We start from the raw sequence: 19,353 nt of genomic DNA, 5'->3' as shown, positions 1-19,353 counted from the left end.
TTTTCGTAAAGCGAATCTGTTTTATCAGCGTACTATTTCCTTGTTATTTTTGTCTTTTGCCGAAGCGCAGTCGTTATTAGTCGAATTTTTGACAGCAACGGATTATTTAATTCTACTTTTATCTTAGAAATTAAATGGCAAGGCAAATGATTAAAGAAGATATAGGTTTTAGAGAAGCAGGGAAATTTGAAGAAACTCGTTTTGAGAAAATTCACAATGTTATTTTTGAATCGTCGCAAGAAGCTTCTTTACTTGTCGCGCAGGAAATTGCCAATTTAATTCAGAGAAAAAATGAGCTGAACGAACCTTGTGTTTTAGGTTTGGCTACAGGTTCTTCGCCAATTAAGGTTTACGAAGAATTGGTTAGAATGCACAAAGAAGAAGGTCTGAGTTTTGCGAACGTAGTTACTTTCAATTTAGATGAATATTATCCTATGGATAAAAATGATATTCAAAGTTATTATCATTTTATGCACGAGCATTTATTTCATCATGTCAATATTCTTCCAGAAAATATCAATATTCCAAACGGGCAGGTGAGTGCTGAAGAATTACAGCAATATTGCATCGATTATGAAATGAAAATTATCTCTTATGGAGGTTTAGATTTTCAGCTTTTAGGAATTGGTAGAACAGGACACATCGGTTTTAATGAGCCAGGTTCTCACGTAAATTCGGGAACTAGAAGTATTACTTTGGATCATATCACGCGTGTCGATGCGGCTTCTTCCTTTTTAGGAATTGATAATGTTCCGAGAAAAGCCATTACAATGGGAATTGGAACCGTTAGAAATGCGAAAAGAATCGTTTTGCTTGGCTGGGGAATCAGTAAAGCAGGCATTATAAAAAAGACAATCGAAGGAGAAGTTTCTTCACACGTTCCAGCTACGTATTTGCAAGAGCATAACAACACAACATTTGTTCTAGATACAGAAGCTTCGTCTGAATTGACACGAGTAAAAACACCATGGTTGGTAAAATCATGTATTTGGACAGACGAATTAAAATTGAAAGCTGTAGCTTGGTTAAGTGAGTTAACGAAGAAACCTTTCTTGAAACTGACGGATAAAGATTATAATGACAACGGAATGTCGAGTCTTTTGACGGAGGAAGGAACTGCATACGATTTAAACATTAAAATGTTTAATAAAATGCAGCAAACCATCACTGGATGGCCGGGCGGAAAACCCAATGCAGATGATACTTATAGACCGGAGCGTTCCACGCCGGAGAAAAAAAGAATTATCATTTTCAGCCCGCACCCAGACGATGATGTGATTTCGATGGGTGGAACTTTCGACCGTTTGGTAGAGCAAGGACATGAGGTTCATGTGGCGTATCAAACTTCTGGAAATATTGCAGTTTCTAACGAAGAAGCTTTGAAGTTTGCAGAAATTTCTAAAGCGGTAAATCCAGATTCTAGAGTTTCTCAGGAAATAATAGATTTTCTTACCAAAAGAAAAGGAACAGAAATCGATTCGCCAGAAGTTAGAAAATTAAAAGGATTAATTAGAAGAAGTGAATCTTTTGGAGCAACTCGCTACATTGGTTTGCCAGATGCTAATGTAAACTTTTTGGATCTTCCGTTTTACGAAACAGGAACAGTTAAGAAGAATAATCTTTCGGATGCAGATGTCGACATTATGTGTGACATTATTGAAAGAATAAAACCGCATCAAATTTATGCCGCTGGAGATTTAGCAGATCCGCATGGAACTCATAAAGTGTGTTTAGACAGTTTGTTTGAAGCTTTAAAAAGATTGAAACATAAAGACTTTATGAACGATTGCTGGGTTTGGCTGTACCGAGGCGCTTGGCATGAATGGGAATCGTACCAAATTGACATGGCAGTTCCAATGAGTCCTGACCAAGTTTTAAAGAAACGACATGCTATTTTTTATCACCAGTCTCAAAAAGACGGCGTTATGTTTCAAGGTGATGATAGCAGAGAGTTTTGGGTTCGAGTTGAAGACAGAAATAGATTGACTGCAGAAAAATATCACAGCTTAGGTTTAGCAGATTATTCGGCTATCGAGGCGTTTAAGAGATATCACTTTTAGTGGTTTGCAGCAATAAAGATAATAGACTATTTCATGGTTTATTTTGGTTAGTTACCTATAATTGAGAGAAAATGCGGTCGTGGTTGGCCGCATTTTCGTTTTTATTTTTAACTGCAAAGTTTTTTACCGCAAAGGCGCTAGGATTTACGCAAAGTTCGCTAAGGTTTATTATTAGCTGCGTGAATATTGAGAATAAAAAAAGTTCGCAAAGTTTTGTGCAGTTTACTTTATGATTAAAAAACATAGCCCAAGGTTTCAACCTTGGGTATACAAGGATTGGAATACGATACGTACCCAAGGTTGAAACCTTGGGCTATGTTCAGAATAAATTGAGAAATGCTTATAAAAAAGTTAGCCACAGATTAAAAGATTTACAAGATTTTTAAAATCCTTTTAATCTTTTTAATCTGTGGCTAAATAAACTTTGCGAAACCTTAGCGCCTTTGCGGTAAAAAAAAATGCGGTTAAAATTAAATAGAAGAATTCAAGATTTTCTGTTTTACTTCATCGATATAAGATCTTCCAATCACATATCTAAGTCCTTCAATTTCTATACTATTTCCTTCAACGGCGTCAATTTTGTCAATCGCGATTGTGTATGATCTGTGGATTCTGATAAAATCTCTTTCTGGTAATAAGCTTGTAAAATCAGATAAAGTGCTGTGAATGATAAACTTTCCAGAAGTTGTGCTGATTTTTAGGTAATCTTTTAGGCTTTCGATAACTAGTATTTCGTTTAAGAAAATCTTCTTCATTTTTTTCTTGTCGATCTTCACAAAAATAAAGGGATTTTCTTTGCTGTTTTCCTGTGGTGTTTTGCTAGAATTATTAAGACGTTTGTTGATTTTGTTTACCGCTTTCATCAATCTAGGAAACTCAATTGGTTTTACCAGATAATCCAAAACGTCGAGCTCGTAAGTTTCAATCGCAAACTGGTCGTAAGCACTTGTAATGATAAGTAGAGGAGGGTTTTCTAAACTTTTAATGAAATTAATACCGTCCAAAACAGGCATATTGATATCTAGAAAAATTACATCAATTGTATTGTTTTTTAAGAAATTTAATCCTTCAATAGAATTGCTGAAGGTGTTTACTAATTCTAAATCTTCAATCTGTTCAATGTAATTTTTAATAACGTTTATTGCCAATGGCTCATCATCGATAATTAAACACTTTATTTTCATTTGTACTGTTATTTTTGGCCAGTGTGTGGTTTCTTGTAAGTATAATTTTAGTTATAGCTAAAAGCAGAGGCTATGTGACTTTTATAACTAGTTTAACGACAAAAATATTCTTTTTATTTTTAAATGAAAGCTTATAGTCGCTTTTATTATATCCTAATTCGAGTCTTTTTTTTACGTTTTCAATACCTATACCACTTGACTTGTTAAAATTATCTTTATGTACGGTAAATTCGGGCATTGGGTTTGAAATGGTGAAATGTAAAAAATCTCCTTTTACTTTAAATCTGATGTCAATTAGAACATTACCAGTGTTTTTGTTGACACCATGCTTAAAAGCATTTTCAACGAAAGTCAAAAGTAGGACTGGAGAAATTTCTTTATCGTGAATGTCTCCAGAAATAGACATATCGACTTCTAGGCGCTCTCCGTTTCTGATTCTTTCCAAATCCAGATAATTCTGAATACACATAATCTCATTTTCAAGACTTTGTTTTTTGCCTTTTGTTTCATAGAGCATGTAGCGCATTAATTCAGAAAGCTTCAAAACGATTTTAGGCGTTTTGTTTGATTTTTCTACTGAAAGGGAATATATATTATTTAAGGTGTTAAAGAAAAAGTGCGGTGAAATCTGAGATTTTAAAAATAGTAATTCGGTTTCTAGTTGTGATTTCTCTAAATCAGTTACGCGTCTTTGTTCCTGCAGAAAGTCAAATGTGATTTTAATTGCCGTCACAAAAGTCATTACGTACAATTCGCCCATCATCATGTCTATCGTGTAATTAAGAGTGAGCTCATTAATGGTTTCAGGTCCTTCAGGCCATACGTCATGCGTGATCAGTAAATAAGTCAGATTGAATTTTAATACCACCATCACAAAAATAGCCGAAAGCACTGTTATAATATATAGGAAGTATTTTTTGCGGTAAACCAAATGTGGCATCAAAACCAAGATGTTTAGATAACACAAGGCCATGTGAATTGGGAATCCAAGTAAAGTTGTTTTTAACGAATAAACGTAATCGTTAAAATAGCTTCCCCAGCGAAATGTATTGAATACAAAATAGGTCAGCCAAAAGTAAACATGAAAGCGTATTGGCACTCTATGCAGTTTGCTTGTGTTAAAAATCATATTGATAATTTATAATGTCGTTTGTTACTGTTTTTTGATGTTTAGAGCTGTTTAAATGTCGTCCGTCTAAAAATATTTTGGTAAAAGTTGAATTTATCTAAATTTAAAGTTAAATTAATATTGTTTTGATATGAGGAAAATTACGCTGCTTTCTCTGACGGTAATTTTTACTGCAAGTTGCAAAATAAATGTAGATAAAAATCAACATCAACAAAGTTTTGCAACAAATTATGTAGATCCTTTCATAGGTACTGGAGGTCACGGACATACGTATCCGGGTGCAACAGTTCCTTTTGGGATGCTGCAAGTGAGTCCTGATAATGGAATTTCGAGCTGGGACTGGTGTTCTGGCTATCATTATTCTGACTCCATAGTTTCTGGATTTAGTCATTTACATTTAAGCGGGACAGGAATCGGTGATCTGGCAGATATTTTATTTATGCCGACAAACAAAAAGTTAGACTTAACCGCCAAAGCCGCATCACGCGATTTCCTACCGTATAAATCAAAATATAGTCATGTTAACGAAAAAGCAATACCGGGTTATTACCAAGTTTTTCTTGAAGATCCTAAAATCAATGTAGAATTAACTTCTACCCAAAGAACCGCTTACCATAAGTATACCTATGCTACTAACGACACACAATCTGTTGTGGTCGATTTAGGTTTTGCTATTAATTGGGACAAAGCAACAAAAACAGCTATTACAGTTGAAGACGAAAACACGATTAGCGGTTACCGTTTCAGTACAGGCTGGGCAAAAAATCAGAAAGTATTTTTTGTAGCGAAGTTTTCTAAACCTATTACAGAATCTATTATTACTGCTGACAAAAAAGTAGTTTCAGGAAAAAATGTTGAAGGTGAAAATACATCGTTGCAATTATTCTTCGATGGTAAAAAATCTAAAGAATTAGGCGTGAAAGTAGCACTTTCTTCAGTTAGTATCGCTAATGCGAAAGATAATTTAGACAAAGAAAATCAGCAATTTGAAAAAGTAAAAACAGATGCTTCCGCAGTTTGGAACAAAGCTTTAAGCAAAATTACAGTTGAAACTCCAATTGATTCCTTAAAAACAATTTTTTACACAGCTTTATACCACGCTCAAGTTGCGCCGGTAACGTACAGCGATAAAAACGGACAATTTAGAACGGAAGACGATAAAATTGTTACTTCAAAAAATTATACGGCTTACTCTACTTTATCGCTTTGGGATACCTTTAGAGCTGAAAATCCGCTGCTTACTATTTTAGATCCGAATCGAGTTTCAGATATGGTTAATTCGATGTTGGCGTATTACGAAACTAAAAAGATACTTCCGGTTTGGACTTTATACGCTAATGAAACCAATACGATGACAGGATATCATTCGATTCCGGTTATTGCTGATGCTTATCTAAAAGGTATAAAAGGTTTTGATGCTGAAAAAGCTTTTGAAGCAATGAAAGCAACCATGATGCAAGACGAACGCGGATTGAATTTCTACAAAAAATACGGATACATTCCTTATAATTTATTAGACGAATCGGTTACTATTACTTTAGAATATGCTTACGATGATTGGTGCGTAGCGCAAATGGCAAAAGCTTTAGGCAAACAAGCCGATTATGAGTTCTTCTCTAAACGTGCAAAAGCCTACGAGTATTTATTTGATGCGAAATCTGGTTTCATGAGAGGAAAATCAGAAGATGGAAAATCTTGGAACGAGCCTTTCGACCCAAAACACTCTAACCACAGAGAACATACCGATTATACAGAAGGAAATGCTTGGCAACACAGCTGGTTTGTACCTCATAATGTGGACAATTTTATTAAGCTTCACGGAGGAAACGACATTTTTACAAAACGTCTAGAACAATTATTTACCGAAAGTTCTGAGATTACAGGAAACAATGTTTCGGCAGATATTTCTGGTTTGATCGGGCAATATGCACACGGAAACGAGCCAAGTCACCACATTGCTTATATGTTTAATCACGCTGGACAGCCTTGGAGAACGCAATATTGGGTGCGCCATATTTTGGACACGCAATATAATACGACTGCGAACGGTTTGAGCGGAAACGAAGACTGCGGACAAATGTCAGCTTGGTACGTATTCAGTTCAATGGGATTATACCCAATGAATCCAGCTTCTGGAGAATACGAAATTGGAAGTCCGATTTTCGAAAAATCAACTTTAAATCTTCCAAACGGAAAAACTTTTGTGATTGAAGCAGAGAATGTTTCAAACAAAAATTTCTATATCCAATCGGCTACTTTAAACGGAAAAGCATTGAATAAAACAGCCATTTCTCACCAAGAAATGCTAAAAGGCGGTGTGCTTCATTTTGTAATGGGAGCACAGCCAAACAAAAACTGGGGTCTGAACTAACTAACTCAAAATAAATAATTTAATGAACATAATAGACGTATCAATCATTTTAATCTATATCGTACTCTCGGTTGGTATAGGAATTTGGATTTCAAGAAAAGCATCAAAAGGACTTGACGATTATTTCCTTGGCGGAAAATCAATCAAATGGTATTTTTTAGGATTGAGCAATGGCTCAGGAATGTTTGATGTTTCAGGAACTTCCTGGATGATTGGAGTTTTATTTTTATATGGAGTAAAAAGCTTCATGTTTATGTGGCTTTGGCCAATTTGGAATCAGATTTTTGTCATGATGTTTCTCGCAGTCTGGATCAGAAGATCGAAGGTCATGACGGGTTCTGAATGGATTCTAACTCGTTTTGGAAGCGATCAGGCAGGAAAAGCTTCACATATTATTGTGGCAATTTTTGCAATCATTTCTACTATTGGTTTCATCGCTTATTTCTTTGTTGGAATCGGAAAATTTGTAACGATTATTCTTCCTTGGGATTTGACAGTTCACATGAATGGAGGCGTTTTCTTGACTTCAGAACAGGCTTATGCATTGTTAATCATTTTCTTAACTACTATCTATACTGTAAAGGGCGGAATGTTTTCGGTAGTAGCGACAGAGGTTGTACAATATATTATTATGATTGTGGCTGGAGTTTTAATCGCTGGTTATGCCTTCATTAATTATACAGATATTCAAATCAATTCGGTTATTACACCAGAATGGAAAAATGTTTTCTTTGGATGGGAATTTGAAACGCAATGGAGCGATAAATTCGAAACATTCAACAGATTAATTGATACGGAAGGTTACAAAATGTTTGGCGCTTTCATCGGAATGACACTTTTCAAAGGATTCTTCGCGAGTGTGGCTGGACCAACTCCAAGTTACGATTTACAACGTGTTCTTTCTACAAAATCAGTAAAAGAAGCAGCTTACATGAGCGGGTTCACGAATTTGATTTTATTCATTCCTAGATATTTATTAATTACAGGAATTGTGGTAATTGCTTTAGTGAATCTAGCTCCAGAATTAAATGCAAACGTAAATTTAACAGGTGCAGATCTAGAATTATTAATGCCAAAAGTGGTGAATCTTTATATTCCAGTTGGAATTAAAGGAATTCTTTTGGCAGGTTTATTAGCTGCTTTCATGTCTGGATTCTCTGCTTTCGTAAATGCAGGGCCAGCGTATATTGTAAATGATATTTATAAAAAATATTTCAAGCCAGTTGCTTCAAACAAGCACTATATTAAAGTAAGCCAGATTTCTTCTTTCTTGGTGGTTGGCCTTGGAGTTTTCATGGGATTCTTCGCAGATTCTATCAACTCGTTAACACTTTGGATTACAAGTGCGCTGTACGGAGGTTACGTTGCAGCCAACTTCTTAAAATGGATTTGGTGGCGTTTCAACGGATGGGGTTATTTCTGGGGAATGGTCGGAGGATTAATTGCGGCTTCTCTTCAGTTTATTTTAGATCAAAACAAAGGAAATCTTGCAGCTGGAACTTTCTTGCACGATCTTTCGCAAGTACCATCCATTTACTTATTTCCATTAATTTTCGGAATGTCAATTTTAGGTTGTCTTTTAGGAACTTACTTAAGCAAACCTACAGATATGGAAGTTTTAAAATCTTTCTATTCAAATGTTAGACCTTGGGGATTCTGGAATCCAGTTTATAAAGAATTAAAAGCGGAAAATCAATCTTTCCAAAAAAATAATGATTTCTATTTAGATATGATGAATTGTATCATCGGAATTGTTTGGCAGTCTAGTATGATTCTGCTTCCGATTTATTTCATTATCAGAGATTATCCGAAAGCATTAGTGGCATTAGCGGTTTTCTTGATAACAACGACAATTTTGAAATTTACTTGGTTGGATAGAGTTCGAAAGATAGAAGAGTAGATTTTAGAAGAAAGAAAATAGAAGAAAGATTTTAGAAGCAAGAAGCAAGATTTTAGAGTTGAGAGTTTCTTTGCAGTTTGTCATTCCGAGGAACGAGGAATCACACTCGAAACTCTACAAAGATTGGCAACATAGCCCATAGTTTCAACTATGGGAACGCATCGGAAATCTACAAAGATTAGCGATAAGGATTGCGGAGCTTCTTGCGGAGATTTACTCCGTCTGTTCGCTATCGCTCGAGTCTCCTTCGTCGAAATGACAAAACTGAGTGGATATTCTAATAAAATAAGCACTCAAAACAAAAACAAGAAAAAAAACTAATAAATAAAAAAACAAACAAAATGAGTACTATTCCTTGGCAAGACAGACCCGAAAACAGTAAAGATGTAATGTGGAGATATTCTGAGAATCCAATTATCGATAGATATTCGATTCCTTCATCAAACAGTATATTCAATAGTGCAGTTGTACCTTTTGGAGACGGATATGCTGGGGTTTTCAGATGTGATAACAAAGCGGTTCAAATGAACATATTTGCTGGTTTCAGTAAAGATGGTATCAATTGGGACATTAATCACGAACCAATCGAGATGAAATCTGGTAATACAGAAATGATCGAATCTGCTTATAAATATGACCCTCGTGTGGTTTGGATCGAAGACCGTTACTGGATTACTTGGTGTAATGGTTACAACGGACCAACTATCGGTATTGGTTATACTTTCGATTTTAAAGAATTTTTCCAATGCGAAAATGCTTTTTTACCATTCAACAGAAACGGAGTTTTATTCCCTCAAAAAATAAACGGAAAATATGCCATGTTAAGCCGTCCAAGTGATAACGGACATACGCCATTTGGAGATATCTGGATTAGCTACAGCCCAGATATGAAATATTGGGGAGAACACAGATTGGTTATGAAACCATCTCCGTTTGAGCAAAGTGCTTGGCAATGTACAAAAGTAGGAGCAGGACCAATCCCGATTTTAACTGACGAAGGATGGTTAATGATTTACCACGGAGTGATCAATACTTGCAACGGCTTCCGTTATGCAATGGGTTCCGCGCTTTTAGATGTTGATTCTCCAGATCAAGTAAAATACAGAACACAACCTTATCTATTGGGTCCAGCAGAAACTTATGAAATGGTTGGAGATGTTCCAAACGTAGTTTTCCCTTGCGCTGCTTTACACGATACAGAAGAAGATAAATTAGCGGTTTATTACGGTGCGGCAGATACTCACGTAGCAATTGCTTTCGGGAAATTAAGTGAAGTAATTCAGTTTACAAAAGATAATAGTTTATAATATAAAGATGCATAGTAGAAGTAAATTATTGTCCCTTGCCGTTTTTTTTGTTGGATTGATGAGTTATGCGCAATCTGAAAAGGAGGTCAGTCCTAAAAGTTATATTGCGTATAAAACTTCAAAAGAAATTGTTATTGACGGAGACGGCACAGATAAAGCTTGGGAAAAAGCAGCTTGGACAACACCTTTTGTAGACATAGAAGGCGTTGAAACTCCAAAATACAAGACTCAAGTCAAAATGTTATGGGACGATAATTACTACTATATCCTAGCAAAAATAGAAGAGCCTCACGTTTGGGCAAATCTAAGACAACGCGACACCATTATTTTTTATAATAATGATTTTGAGGTTTTTATTGATCCCGATAATGATACTCATAATTATTATGAATTGGAAATTAATGCGTTGAACACTGCTTGGGATTTATTCATCAATAAACCTTACAGAGAAAAAAATACGGTTTTAAACGACTGGAATATCGACGGATTAAAATCGGCTGTAAAAATTGACGGAACTTTAAATAATGCTTCAGATATTGATAAAGGCTGGACATTAGAAATTGCAATTCCGTGGTCGGTTTATAAAACATCTTATTTCGATGATATTGTTCCGAGGGATAAATTTTGGAAAGTGAATTTCTCAAGAGTGAATTGGCAACATGATATTGTTGATGGAAAATACGAACGCAAAAAAGATAAGGAAGGAAAATTTCTCCCAGAATACAATTGGGTTTGGTCGCCTATGGGAGTGATAAATATGCATGAGCCCGAAAAATGGGCTTATGTATACTTCTCATCGAAAGAAAGCAATGATAAATTTTCAATTCCGCAGGAAGAAAAGGTAAAATGGGAACTGTATACGTTGTATCGCGCTCAAAAAAGATATTTTGAAAAGAATAAATCTTGGGCGGAATCACTTCAAAGTATCAGTAAAAAAAATATAGTGGTGGACGGAAAGACTTTAAAACCAGTTTTAGAAAATCATTCATCAGGATTTAATATCTTGGTAAAGAGTCCTTTTTCAAACAAAACCTTAATAATTAAAGAAGATGGTAAAATTATTACGAAAGAATAAGTTACAGAACTTTTCAAAAATTATAGTTCTTGCGCTTTCGCTGAGTTTATTCTCATGCGGACAAAAAGACGCTAAAGCAGAAGAAAACGGAAAATTCACTTTTGGTGTTTGGACGACTGCTGACGCTAAAAAATCGGATGCAGATTATTCGAAAGAATTTAAAAAATACAAAGACGGCGGTATTGATGAAGTGTTGATTAACACCCAAACCGACCCAAAACTATTAGCAAGATTAGTTCCGCTTGCAACAAAAGAAGGACTAAAAGTGCACGCTTGGATTATGGCAATAAACCGCCCAAATGATTCAGTTGCATTACAGCATCCAGATTGGTATCAGGTAAGCAAAGAAGGAAAATCTTGTTTTGATAACCGTCCGTATGTAGATTATTATCAATGGCTTTGTCCGACTAAAGAAGAATCTAGAAACCATGTTTTAGGTTTAGTTGAAGGTTTAGCAAAAGTAGAAGGAATCGAAAGTGTACATTTAGATTACATTCGTTTCCCAGATATTTTTTTGCCAATCAGTTTATTGCCAAAATACAACTTGGTTCAAGATGTAGAATTGCCTCAATTTGATTTCTGTTATTGTGATGCTTGTGTAAGCAAATTCGAAAAAGAACATCATAAAAATCCAAAACAAAGCCACAATACTGCAATTGATATGGAATGGAAAAATTTCAGATTAAATGCTGTAAAAGCCGTGGTTGACGATGCTTACAAAATCGCTCATAAACACAATAAAAAATTAACGGCAGCAGTATTTCCTTATCCAGAAATGGCAGATCATATGGTGCGTCAGCGTTGGGATAAATGGAATATTGATGAAGTATATCCAATGATTTATCATAGTTTTTATGATGAAGAAATTGACTGGGTGGGTTACGCAACAAAACAAGGCGTAGCCGATTTAGAAGGAAAACCAACGAAAGTAAATACTGGAATTTACATTCCAGGTCTAAAATCGGATGCAGAATTGAAAGAAGCGATTTTAGAAGCTAAGAAAAATGGTGCAACTGGAGTTTCGTTTTTTGACGGAAATGCTTTATCAGATAGTAATTTAAAGACGATTAAAGAGGTAAAATCGGCGTTATAATCGATTTTACTGGGATTAAAAATTATTACTGATTAATTTAGCAACATTAAGAACATCGGTTTCTGAAAGTTGAATTTAAACCAAAAGACATGTCAAATAGAAGAGATTTTATAAAGAAAACAACTTTAGGCACCTTAGCCATTAGTTCTGTTTTGGGCGTAAGCGGATTTGCTGCAAATCACGAAAATGAACCAGAAGCTGAATCAAAAGAAAAAAAACAGACCAAACCGATTATCATCTCGACATGGAATCATGGTTTGCCTGCGAATAAAGAATCTTGGAAAAACCTAAAAGAAGGAAAATCAGCTTTGGATGCTATCGAAGCTGGAATGAAAATTCCAGAAGCCGATCCAACTGTTCGCAGTGTTGGTTACGGAGGATATCCAGATCGCGAAGGAAAAGTGACTCTTGATGCCTGTATTATGGATCATAACAGCAACTGCGGTTCTGTTTGTTTCTTGCAAGGAATTAAGCACCCTATCTCTGTTGCAAAAAGAGTTTTGCAAAATACGCCACACGTTATGTTAGCGGGACAAGGTGCGTTGCAATTTGCTTTGTCAGAAGGATTTAAAGAAGAAAATTTACTAACTCCAGAATCTGAAAAAGACTGGAAAAAATGGCTGGAAGACTCTAAATACAAGCCAGTTATTAATATAGAAAATCACGATACCATAAGCATGCTAATGTTAGACCAAGATGGCAACCTTTCTGGCGGATGTACCACGAGCGGTGCAGCTTGGAAAATGCACGGACGCGTCGGTGACTCCCCAATAATCGGCGCGGGTCTTTTCTTGGACAACGAAGTAGGAGCTGCAGCGGCAACAGGTTTAGGGGAAGCTGTAATTAGAACTGCTGGAAGCGCAATGGTTGTCGAATTAATGCGTCAGGGAAAATCGCCTTATGATGCTTGTAAAGAAATTACCGAACGTATTTACAACAAACATAAAAACCACAAAGACATGGAATACCTGCAAGTTGGTTTTATTGCTTTAAATAAAAATGGTGAATACGCAGGTTACAGCTTAAGATCAGGATTTAATTACGCGGTTTCTGATGATGCAAAAGGTCACAGAATGGAAGACGCAAAATTTAAAATGTCTTGGGATAATAAATAATTTATGACGTTTTAAATGGATTAAACGCAATATTTGTCATTTCGACGAAGGAGAAATCTCCATAAGAAACTCTACAAAGATTGGTGAGTTACTATGAGGAGCTACTCGCGAAGATTTCTCCTTCGTCGAAATGACAAAAAAAACGAAATTAATAGCAAACAACTTTGCAAAATGGATGGATTAAAATCCACCCCTACAATATGTTTGAGCCGAAGGCTCTTTCGTAAAAGTTCCATAGGAACGAAACATATTATAGCGACGGATTTTAATCCGTTGAAGACAAAGATTAGACGCAACATTTGTCATTGCTCTTTTCAATCGAAATGACAAACTAAACAAAAAAACTATCTCTCTTATTCTTTCAAATAAGAAATTAAGAAGGAAACCAAAAAACAAAGAATGAAAAAAATACTATTCCTATTAACCTTAATCACTTCAGTTTTCTCTGCTCATTCGCAGAAAATTTACACGGAAAGTGATATTCGCATCATTCCTAAACCGAGTCAGACTCTTATTAAAACAGGTGTTTTTGAATTTACAAAAGATACTAAGTTTGTCGTAAACGGTGATTTCCAGAAAGATGCTGCAAATGCTTTGGCTTCTAAATTTGAAGTGGCTGCAGGTTGGAAACCAGAAACGACAACAAAAGCTCCAGTAAGCAATTTTGTTCAGTTTAAAGTAGATCCAAACTTAAAAAATGAAGCTTACGTTTTAGACGTTAATCCATCAAGCATTGTGATTTCTGCGAAAGGAAATATTGGATTTTTATACGGTTTAGAAAGTGTTAGGCAATTACTTCCAGAAGCAATTGAAAGTAAATATGGCATCACTTCTGCAAAATGGGAGATTCCAAGTTTAACAATTAACGATGAACCTCGTTTCAAATGGAGAGGTTTAATGTTGGATTTATCGCGTCATTTTTTTGATAAAAATTATGTTCTGGCTACGATTGATCGTTTGGCAATGCACAAAATGAACGTTTTACATATGCATTTAGTTGATGATCAGGGCTGGAGAATTGAAATTAAAAAATATCCAAAACTTACAGAAGTGGGTGCGTGGAGAGTCGATCAGGAAAACACAAGTTGGAATGCCAGATTGACTACAAATCCTGATGAAAAAGGAACTTACGGAGGATTTTTTACTCAAGATGAATTAAGAGAAATTGTAAAATATGCTTCAGCTAAAGGAATTGAAATTATTCCTGAGATCGAAATGCCAGCTCACGTCAGCAGTGCAATTGCGGCTTATCCAGAATTGGCTTGTTTCAATCAAAGAATTGGTGTCCCATCTGGTGGCGTTTGGCCTTTAACAGATATTTATTGTGCAGGAAAAGAATCGACTTTCGAGTTTTTACAAAATGTAATAGATGAAGTAATTACGATTTTCCCTTCAAAATATATTCATATTGGTGGCGATGAAGCAACCAAAACGAATTGGGCAAAATGTCCGCATTGCCAAAAAAGAATCAAAGACGAACATTTAAAAAGTGTTGACGAATTACAAAGCTATTTTGTAAAACGTATGGAAAAATACATCAACTCAAAAGGTAAAAGAGTGATCGGTTGGGATGAAATTTTAGAAGGTGGTTTAGCTCCAGATGCGACGGTTATGAGCTGGAGAGGAATGAAAGGTGGAATTGAAGCTGCAGATCAAGGTCATGATGTGATTATGACTCCAGAATCTCCTTGTTATTTCAACTTTTATCAAGGGCCACAAAACGAAGAACCTTTAGCTTTTGATGCTTATAATCCGTTAAGCGAAGTGTACAAATTTGATCCTGTAGTTGCAACTATGACACCTCAGGAAGCTGCACATGTTCTAGGAGGACAGGCAAATTTATGGGCAGAACATTTAGCATTGCCAAAAGATTCTGAGTATATGATTTTCCCAAGATTGGCAGCATTATCAGAAACGTTATGGAGTCCAAAAGAGAAACGCGATTGGAATGATTTTACGTCGAGATTGTTCTTCTTATTTAAACGCTATGACTACTTAGGAATCAATTATGCAAAAAGTGCTTATTTGGTTACTGCTTCATCAACAGCTGATTTACCTAATAAACAAATCAAGGTAGAGTTGAAAAACGAGTTTCCTAATCCAGACATTCGTTACGTTTTAGGAAATCAAAGTATTGATCACCATGCAATAAAATACACAAGTCCAATTGCAATCGCAGCAACTACTGTTTTAAAAGCGTCTTTATTTCAAGATGACAAACCAGTTGGAAAAATGTATACTGATACCATTGTTTTCCATAAAGCATTTGCAAAAAAAGTGAAATACTTAACGCCTTTCAATCAGAGTTATAAAGGAGACGCTAATACTATGGTTAACACCATTCGCGGAAGCAAAAATTTCCATGACGGGCAATGGCAAGCGTGGTTGGTTAACGATATGGAATTGGTAATTGACCTAGAAAAAATAGAAAGTATTGAGCAGGTAAAAGTAGGCGCTTTAGAAAGCCAAGGAGCAGGAGTTAATTTTCCAATTCAAGTTAAGGTGTTGATTTCTACAGACGGAGTTAAATATACTCAGGTAGGGAAAATTATGCGTCCTTATGCTGTAAATGCAGTTCCAGAATTGAAAGATTTTAAAATCAATTTCCAAAAACAAAATGCACGTTTTGTAAAAGTAATTGCAGGCAACTTAAAGAAAAGTCCAAAAGGAGAAAGCTCTTGGTTATTTGTCGATGAAATTTTAATTGATTAATTATTTAAGAAAATGAATAAGATATTATTTAAGCTCGGGTTATTAGTGATTTGTTTGATGCCTTTTTTTAGTAAGGCGCAAACAAAAGGATTTTCTATATCTAATGGGGAATTTAAGCAAGACGGGAAAGTTATTAAAATACATTCAGGTGAAATGCACTATGAGCGTATTCCAAAAGAATATTGGAAACATAGATTGCAAATGATCAAAGCTATGGGATTGAATACTGTAGCTACCTATGTATTTTGGAATTATCACGAAATAGCGCCAGGTGTGTGGGATTTTAAAACAGGAAATAAAAATTTGGCAGAGTTTATTCGTCTTGCTAAAAGTGAAGGATTGTATGTAATTCTTAGGCCAGGACCATATGCTTGTGGTGAATGGGAATTTGGAGGATACCCTTGGTGGCTGCAAAATAATCCAGATTTAGTTATTCGTACCAATAACAAAGCATTTTTAGAAGCTTGTAAAACCTATATGGAACATTTGTATGCAGAGGTAAAAGGACTTTTTGCTAATCAAGGTGGGCCAATTATTATGGTTCAGGCTGAAAATGAATTTGGTTCGTATGTTTCTCAAAGAACAGATATTAAAGCTGAGGATCATAAGGCATACAAAACTGCAATTTACAATATGCTGAAAGAAACAGGATTTCCAGAACCTTTTTTTACTTCTGATGGTACTTGGTTGTTTGAAGGCGGTAGTGTCGAAGGTGTTTTGCCAACTGCAAATGGAGAATCAAATATTGATAATTTAAAGAAGGAAGTTGATAAATACCATAAAGGGCAAGGGCCTTATATGGTGGCAGAGTTTTATTCTGGCTGGTTAGATCATTGGGCAGAACCATTTATTAGAATTGGATCTGAGGAGATTGCAAGTCAAACTAAAAAATATCTTGATGCAGGAGTTTCTTTCAATTATTATATGGTACATGGGGGTACTAATTTCGGATTTACTTCTGGCGCAAATTATAATGAAGAAATGGATATTCAGCCTGATATTACAAGCTATGATTATGATGCGCCTATTAGCGAAGCAGGTTGGGCAACACCAAAATATATGGCGATACGTGACGTAATGCAAAAGTATTCTAAAACGAAATTAGCACCGATTCCAGAAAAAATTCCAGTTGCAAAATATCCTAATCAGACTATCAAATCCAATATGGATGTTTTAAGTTGGATAAAAAAAGAAAAACCTGTTGTAAATGATCAACCCTTAACATTTGAAAAATTGGATCAAGGACATGGATATGTTTTGTATAGAAAAAGATTTACGCAACCTATTTCTGGTAAATTAAAAATTGAAGGATTGAGAGACTTTGCTACAGTTTATGTAAACGGAGTTAAATCGGGTGAACTCAATAGAGTTTTCAAGAACTACGAGTTGACAGTTACGATTCCTTTTAACGGTATTTTGGAAATTTTAGTGGAAAATATGGGACGTATTAATTACGGTGCCGAAATAGTACATAATACTAAAGGAATTATCTCTCCAGTATATTTAAATGAATATGAAATTAGTGGGGGATGGGAAATGTATAAAATGCCGATGAATGATGTGCCTGTTATTAAAAATGAAACGGTAAAACCTGGACGTCCAGTTTTATATGAAGCTTCAGTAAATATAGATAAACCATCAGACACTTTTCTTGATATGACAAATTGGGGAAAAGGAATTGTATTCGTAAACGGACACAATCTTGGACGCTACTGGAAAGTAGGACCGCAACAAACGCTTTATGTGCCAGGCTGTTGGTTGAAAGCAGGTGAAAATAAGTTTGTTGTATTGGAACAGCTTAATGAAAATAACCAAACAGAATTAACTTTTACAGACCAGCCGATACTTGAAAAGTTAAATTAAGAAAACCTATTAGACAAAAAACAAAAGAATAAATAAAACCTAATAAATAGATTAAAGATGAAAAGAGGAATATTCATTATCGCCCTTTTATTTTCAGCTCAGATTTTCGCTCAGGCGATTTATGAAGATGAAAGATACGTACCAGAAACAGATCCGTTAGTATTAAAAAACCTAGATGAATGGCAAGGCAAAAAATTTGGTTTGCTAATGCACTGGGGAACTTACAGCCAGTGGGGTATTGTAGAGTCTTGGTCTATTTGTCCAGAAGATTACGGATGGTGTGAGCGTAAAAAAGGCAGCAACCCATCCAATTATAATGATTATATAAAAGATTATGAAGGATTAAGAAAAACATTCAATCCAGTAAAATTCGACCCTGCAAAATGGGCAAAAGCGGCTAAATATGCGGGAATGAAATACATGGTTTTCACTACAAAACACCATGACGGATTTAATATGTACGACACTAAATATTCTGATTATAAGATTACGAGTAAAGACGTTCCTTTCCATACCAATCCAAAAGCAGATGTTTTAAAAGAAATTTTCAATTCTTTTAGAGGAGAAGGAATTTCAACAGGAGCTTATTTCTCTAAACCAGACTGGCATAACGAAAACTACTGGGATCCATACTTTCCGCCATTCGACAGAAACGTAAACTACGATCCTTCATTATATCCAGAAAAATGGCAGAAATACGTTGATTTTACTCATAACCAAATCTTAGAAATTTTATCAAACTACGGTAAAGTAGACATCTTATGGTTAGATGGAGGATGGGTTAGAAAAAGAGATCAAGTAAACATCAAAGAAAACTACGATGAGAAGTTTACAGAAAACGAATCTAAAAACGGTTTCATTAAACACAGAGTTGTTGATCAAGATCCGAAAATGGATGAATTGGTTGTAAAAGCGCGAGCAAAACAACCAGGATTAATCGTAGTTGACAGAGCAGTTCACGGTAAAAACCAAAACTACTTAACTCCAGAAGGACGTGTTCCTGCTAAAACTTTGCCTTACCCATGGGAATCTTGTATTCCAGCTGGCGGTGGATGGTCTTATTCTCCAGGTGCAACTTACATGACTGGAAGACAAGGAATTCATTTATTAATTGATATTGTAGCAAAAGGTGGAAACTTATTATTAAACGTTGCGCCAAGTCCAGAAGGAGAGTGGGATAAAGGTGCTTATGAATTATTACAAGCTTACGGAGATTGGATGAAAGTAAACAGCACAGCGATTTACAACACAAAACCAATCGAGCCTTACAAAGAAGAAAATATTTGTTTTACACAAAATAAAGCCGGAAATGTATTTGCGTTTTATTTAGCGAAAGAAGGAGAAGATAAAATTCCAGCTGAAGTTACAGTAAAAGCAATCAGTCCTAAAAAAGGAACAAAAATTACCATGTTAGGTTCTAAAACTTCTTTAAAATGGACAAAAGAAGGAAACGGATTTAAAGTAGTTATTCCAGAAAGCTTAAGAAACAATCTTCCTGCAAAAGAAGCTTGGACATTAAAAATCGAAGCGATTAACAGATAAGA

Annotated in this window: 12 protein-coding genes; 10 read left to right on the top strand and 2 right to left on the bottom strand. The window is 35.4% G+C overall.

Annotated elements, in window-relative coordinates:
* The first annotated feature begins 146 nt into the window (after positions 1–146).
* Positions 147–2,060, top strand: coding sequence for a glucosamine-6-phosphate deaminase (gene nagB / locus ABTV69_RS18920; RefSeq protein ID WP_433831543.1), 1,914 nt, complete (start codon positions 147–149; stop codon positions 2,058–2,060).
* 470 nt (positions 2,061–2,530) lie between these two features.
* Here nagB and ABTV69_RS18915 read toward each other — a convergent pair whose 3' ends face one another.
* Complete coding sequence (locus tag ABTV69_RS18915) at positions 2,531–3,244, bottom strand: LytR/AlgR family response regulator transcription factor (RefSeq protein ID WP_433831541.1); 714 nt, start codon at positions 3,242–3,244, stop codon at positions 2,531–2,533.
* Positions 3,245–3,314: 70 nt separating this feature from the next.
* Positions 3,315–4,373 carry a sensor histidine kinase gene (locus ABTV69_RS18910; protein WP_433831539.1) on the bottom strand — a complete coding sequence of 353 codons (1,059 nt, stop codon included), beginning with the start codon at positions 4,371–4,373 and terminating at the stop codon, positions 3,315–3,317.
* A gap of 130 nt (positions 4,374–4,503) precedes the next feature.
* Between ABTV69_RS18910 and ABTV69_RS18905 the strand changes: the two genes are divergently transcribed.
* The 9 genes from ABTV69_RS18905 (at position 4,504) to ABTV69_RS18865 (ending at position 19,351) form a co-directional block, all read left to right on the top strand.
* Positions 4,504–6,744, top strand: a complete 2,241-nt coding sequence (locus ABTV69_RS18905) for a GH92 family glycosyl hydrolase (protein ID WP_433831537.1) — start codon at positions 4,504–4,506, stop codon at positions 6,742–6,744.
* A gap of 22 nt (positions 6,745–6,766) precedes the next feature.
* A complete protein-coding gene (locus tag ABTV69_RS18900) occupies positions 6,767–8,644 on the top strand; it encodes a sodium:solute symporter family protein (protein ID WP_433831535.1) in 1,878 nt (625 codons plus the stop codon).
* Positions 8,645–8,985: 341 nt separating this feature from the next.
* The gene (locus ABTV69_RS18895; protein ID WP_433831533.1) at positions 8,986–9,951 is read left to right on the top strand and encodes a glycoside hydrolase family 130 protein; all 966 of its coding nucleotides are present in this window, start codon (positions 8,986–8,988) and stop codon (positions 9,949–9,951) included.
* Positions 9,952–9,958: 7 nt separating this feature from the next.
* Positions 9,959–11,026: a carbohydrate-binding family 9-like protein gene (locus ABTV69_RS18890; protein WP_433831531.1), complete on the top strand. Its 1,068-nt coding sequence runs from the start codon at positions 9,959–9,961 to the stop codon at positions 11,024–11,026.
* Positions 11,001–12,119, top strand: a complete 1,119-nt coding sequence (locus ABTV69_RS18885; protein WP_433831530.1) for a putative glycoside hydrolase — start codon at positions 11,001–11,003, stop codon at positions 12,117–12,119. Before ABTV69_RS18890 ends, ABTV69_RS18885 begins: the two co-directional genes overlap by 26 nt.
* 89 nt (positions 12,120–12,208) lie before the next feature.
* Positions 12,209–13,234: an isoaspartyl peptidase/L-asparaginase family protein gene (locus ABTV69_RS18880; protein ID WP_433831528.1), complete on the top strand. Its 1,026-nt coding sequence runs from the start codon at positions 12,209–12,211 to the stop codon at positions 13,232–13,234.
* A gap of 399 nt (positions 13,235–13,633) precedes the next feature.
* Positions 13,634–15,946, top strand: a complete 2,313-nt coding sequence (locus tag ABTV69_RS18875; RefSeq protein WP_433831526.1) for a beta-N-acetylhexosaminidase — start codon at positions 13,634–13,636, stop codon at positions 15,944–15,946.
* Positions 15,947–15,958: 12 nt separating this feature from the next.
* Complete coding sequence (locus ABTV69_RS18870) at positions 15,959–17,809, top strand: glycoside hydrolase family 35 protein (protein ID WP_433831524.1); 1,851 nt, start codon at positions 15,959–15,961, stop codon at positions 17,807–17,809.
* A 57-nt stretch (positions 17,810–17,866) separates the two neighbouring features.
* Complete coding sequence (locus ABTV69_RS18865; protein ID WP_433831522.1) at positions 17,867–19,351, top strand: alpha-L-fucosidase; 1,485 nt, start codon at positions 17,867–17,869, stop codon at positions 19,349–19,351.
* The last annotated feature ends 2 nt before the right edge of the window (positions 19,352–19,353 follow it).

The organism is Flavobacterium anhuiense (assembly GCF_050990855.1).
Lineage (GTDB): Bacteria > Bacteroidota > Bacteroidia > Flavobacteriales > Flavobacteriaceae > Flavobacterium > Flavobacterium anhuiense_C.
Note: the sequence above shows the minus strand (reverse complement) of the source record. Positions and strands in the feature narration are given on the sequence as shown.